The organism is Streptomyces sp. NPDC056160 (assembly GCF_042268205.1).
GTDB lineage: Bacteria > Actinomycetota > Actinomycetes > Streptomycetales > Streptomycetaceae > Streptomyces.
Map to the genome: position 1 here is coordinate 1 of NZ_JBHJUW010000286.1, position 3,786 is coordinate 3,786.

Genomic DNA, 3,786 nt, shown 5'->3' on the forward strand with positions numbered 1-3,786 from the left:
TCCTACATCCAGGGCCGACAACCACCCCACCCGTCACAGACCGTGACGGGCAGTCAGCGGCCACCGACCTTGCACCGCTCAACTTCGAAGACCCCGTTTGTGGTGGGCGTAGTAGGTGGCAGGGGCGATCTTGCAGTCGTGTGCGCTCAGCACGCGGCAGATCGGCTCGACACCGCCGAAGCGGTCCCGGTGCTCGTCGATGAACGCTACGAGCGCGTGTGTGGCCGGTCGAGCTCGGCCGCGAAGAAAGACGCCGCGGCCTTGAGGATCTCGTTCGCCCGCTTCAGCTCGGCGTTCTCCTTCTTCAGCCGCTTCAGCTCGGCCGACTCCTCGGTCGTGGTGCCCGGCCGGGTACCGGCGTCGATCTGGTCCTGCCGCACCCACTTGCGCAGCGTCTCGGTCGTGCCGATCCCGAGCTTGGACGCGACCGCTTTCATCGCGGCCCACTCGGTGTCGTAGTCGGGCCGCACCTCGGCGACCATCCGCACCGCACGACGGCGCAGCTCAAACGGGTAAGGGGAAGGACGTGCCATAACTCGATCCTCTCAAATGATCGAGTCCCTACCGAACTCGGAACGGTTCAGGTGGCGGCCGCACTCGGCGTGAGCGAGCAGTCGGTGAACCGCTGGCGGGCCCGGTTCGTGAAGCGGCGGCTGGACGGTCTGGTCGACGAGCCGCGGCCCGGTCGGCCGCCGTCCATCCTGCTCGACCAGGTCGAGGACGTGGTCGCCGCGACGCTGGAATCCACCCCGGGCCAGGACAGCCACTGGTCGCGGGCCTCCATGGCCGCCCGCACCGGCTTGTCGAAGTCGACCATCGGGCGGATCTGGAAGAAGTTCGACCTCAAGCCGCACCTGCAGGATGCCTTCAAGCTCTCCACCGACCCGCAGTTCGTCGCGAAGGTCGTCGACGTCGTCGGCCTGTATCACAACCCGCCGGAGAAAGCCGTGGTGTTGTGCGTGGACGAGAAGAGCCAGATTCAGGCGCTGGACCGTTCCCAGCCGGTGCTGCCGATGATGCCGGGCATGCCCGAACGGCGCACCCACGACTACCTGCGACACGGCATCACCAGCCTGTTCGCCGCCTTCAACATCGCCGACGGCACCGTCATCGGTGAACTGCACCGCCGCCACCGGGCCGTCAAGTTCAAAAAGTTTCTGGTCACGATAGACAAGGCGGTTCCTGCCGGGCTCGATGTGCACCTGGTGTGTGACAACTACGCCACCCACAACACCCCCGAGATCAAGACCTGGCTCGGCAAGCACCCCCGCTTCCATGTCCACTTCACTCCGACCGGCTCTTCCTGGATCAACCAGGTCGAGCGGTGGTTCGGCCTGCTGACCGACAAGCTCACCCGTCGTGGCGTCCACACCTCGGTGAAGGCGCTGGAGGATGACATCAGGGCCTGGATCGACTCGTGGAACGAGAACCCCAGGCCCTTCACCTGGACCAAGACCGCCGACGAGATCCTCAAATCTCTCGCCGACTACCTCACCAAGGTCACTCCGCCAGTCACTGAGAATCAGCGAGAGACTTAAGCCTGCGATTTCAGGCTCATCACAGTAGGAACCTGTCCAGCTACGCGCTGTCGAGCCGCCGACACCGTTTCCATGAACACCTGGATACCGGTGCATGCCTCACCGAAGACCTTGCGCAGATACATTAATACGTATTTACTTTGCTCATGACTCTTCGCATCAAGCGCGCCGCAACCGGACTTCTCCTCGCTGCCACCGCCACCGTGGGTGTGACCGTGGCAGCCGCGGGAACCGCATCCGCGGCCCCCGCGGCCACGCTGCAGAACACGCTCGCTGGTTACACCAACTCGTGGCAGGCGTGCTACGCCGCGCAGTACAACAACAACTACGCGAACTACGGCAACGGTTCGGGGAGTGCCAACGAGTACTTCTACTGTGCCCAGGGTGACGGTGTGGTGAACCTGTGGTGGAGGCACTACGTGTAAGGCGACTCATCCGCATTCACCGGTCACGACGGGCGTCGGGGCCGCCGGGCCCCGACGGGTTCAGCACCGCGTAGACATGGCTCCCGACGTCCTCCGCCACCGGCGACTCCGGACCAAGGTCGAGGATGCTCTTCCCCGGGCCGTGCTCGTCCTCACCGTCCGGGCTCAGGTCGAGGAAGCTGCGGCCAGGCTCCTGGCTCATCGCGGCCGGTGCTGGTGCCCGCGGCGGTGTCGGTCCTGATGCCCGGGGCGGAGCCGACAGCGGTGACGGCACCGACGAACATCCACAGCGCCGAGTCGATGACGAGTTGCAGGAACAGCACGACCAGGGCACCGATGATCTCGATGAGCAGCATCTCGATCTGCAATGAGGCCGTTTCATCTTGAAGTTGCTGGTCGTGGGGCTGGTGTGGGTCGCGGTTGGGATGCTCGTGCCGGTCGGGGGCGTGATCGGTAGGAGGTGATCGGCCGTCAGCGGTGGACCTCGGCCGAGTCGTCCAGGACGGCCCGGATCCGGTCCAGGCCGAGACCGACCTCGCGGTAGACGACGATGCGGTGGAGGCGTTCCAGATCACCGGCGGTGTAGAGCCGGTACCCGCCGGCCGTGCGCAGCGACGGCCGCGCCAGACCGATCTCGTCCCAGTGGTGCAGCGCGCGGACCGTCACGCCCAGACGCGTCGACACCTGCCCGACGGTCAGACCGTCGGCACCAGTGGCATCATCCATGGTCCTCATTGTCGCCGCGCCCGGCGTCCGGCGGGGTGATCCCGACGGCCGCGAGGTTCCGCGCCTCCTGACCGGCCGGGTCGAAGGGCTTCGCCGCGGTGAGGACGATCCGCGCGTTCTCGGGGGTGGTCACCACCACGTCACAGGTGTTCCAGGGAGTGTCCCGCGGACCGTCGACCGAGTCCGGGCGCAGCGCACGACAGGACTCGACGAGGGAGTCGACCTGGCTGAGCACGCACGCGAAACTGACGCTCACCGCCGATGCCTCCTGCGGCACGCTCTGCGCCGGGACGAGCAGCACGTCCTGGAACGCCCACCTGCGCAGGTGCACCAGCCTGCCGGGGATGCCGAACAGCTCGAAGAACCCGAGCCCACGGGTCCAGAAGTCCACCGACGCCGCCAGGTCGCCGGTGGGGATCGTCACGAACGCGGGCATCCCGTAGATGCCGCGGAACGGCTCCGGCGGCACCGCGTCCGGGCCGGGAGCGGGGACGGGGCTCATCTCGAACGCGTTGTGTTGGTCGCTCATGCGCCCCACCTTCCAGCCTCACGCAACGTGAGGGTCAAGCCCGTTCGTGAATCCGCGCGGCCTCGGCATAATGCGGTCATGGACCAAGCAACGGCACGGACGTTCGTCGACTCCTGGGTGAGCGCCTGGAACGCGCACGACCTGGACTCCCTGCTGGCCCACTTCACGGACGACGTGACGTTCCGGTCACCGGTGGCCGCACAACTGCTCGGCGGGGACGGGGCGATCCGGGGCAAGGACGCGCTGCGCGCCTACTGGACGGAGGGCCTGCACCGCATTCCCGACCTGCGCTTCGAGATCGTCGGGAGCTACGTCGGCGTGGACTGCCTGGTCGTCAACTACCGTAACCAGAAGCGCGGTTTGGTCAACGAGGTCCTGGTCTTCGACGGCCCGCGGGTCCGCGAGGGTTACGGCACCTACCTGGGCGAGGACGCCAACCCGGCCGGAGCGCGCTGAAGGGGCCGTCCCCGGCCGCTTGGGTTCTAGTGGCAACGCCGTTCAGTTAGGGCGGTCTGGGCCGTGTCAAGGGTCGGTTGTGAGCATGTTGATGCTGATGGTGGCCTTGTAG

Annotated in this window: 5 protein-coding genes and 3 pseudogenes; 3 read left to right on the plus strand and 5 right to left on the minus strand. The window is 66.6% G+C overall.

Translation table 11 applies throughout. The annotated features are described in order from the left end of the window. Nucleotides 1-93: 93 nt before the first annotated feature. Nucleotides 94-533: pseudogene (locus tag ACFC02_RS41945) on the minus strand (transposase); the annotation flags it as partial. A 48-nt stretch (nt 534-581) separates the two neighbouring features. Between ACFC02_RS41945 and ACFC02_RS41950 the strand changes: the two are divergent. Continuing rightward, a pseudogene (locus tag ACFC02_RS41950) lies at nt 582-1,538 on the plus strand (IS630 family transposase); the annotation flags it as partial. A 146-nt stretch (nt 1,539-1,684) separates the two neighbouring features. Next, entirely contained in the window at nt 1,685-1,963 is a 279-nt protein-coding gene (locus tag ACFC02_RS41955) for a hypothetical protein (protein WP_376368200.1), read from the plus strand. A gap of 16 nt (nt 1,964-1,979) precedes the next feature. On the opposite strand, the gene ACFC02_RS41960 is transcribed toward ACFC02_RS41955, so the two are convergent. The 4 genes and pseudogenes from ACFC02_RS41960 to ACFC02_RS41975 form a co-directional block, all read right to left on the minus strand. After that, nucleotides 1,980-2,165 (minus strand): hypothetical protein, encoded by a 186-nt coding sequence (locus ACFC02_RS41960; RefSeq protein WP_376368202.1) that lies wholly within the window; start codon nt 2,163-2,165, stop codon nt 1,980-1,982. After that, entirely contained in the window at nt 2,116-2,331 is a 216-nt protein-coding gene (locus ACFC02_RS41965) for a hypothetical protein (protein ID WP_376368204.1), read from the minus strand. Before ACFC02_RS41965 ends, ACFC02_RS41960 begins: the two co-directional genes overlap by 50 nt. Nucleotides 2,332-2,449: 118 nt before the next feature. Next, nucleotides 2,450-2,689, minus strand: a pseudogene (locus ACFC02_RS41970) (MerR family transcriptional regulator); the annotation flags it as partial. Further along, nucleotides 2,682-3,218 (minus strand): VOC family protein, encoded by a 537-nt coding sequence (locus ACFC02_RS41975; protein WP_376368206.1) that lies wholly within the window; start codon nt 3,216-3,218, stop codon nt 2,682-2,684. The pseudogene ACFC02_RS41970 and the gene ACFC02_RS41975, both read right to left, overlap by 8 nt. Before the next feature lie 78 nt (nt 3,219-3,296). Here ACFC02_RS41975 and ACFC02_RS41980 point away from each other — a divergent pair, with 78 nt between their 5' ends. Beyond that, nucleotides 3,297-3,674, plus strand: coding sequence for a nuclear transport factor 2 family protein (locus ACFC02_RS41980; protein ID WP_376368208.1), 378 nt, complete (start codon nt 3,297-3,299; stop codon nt 3,672-3,674). Nucleotides 3,675-3,786 lie beyond the last annotated feature (112 nt).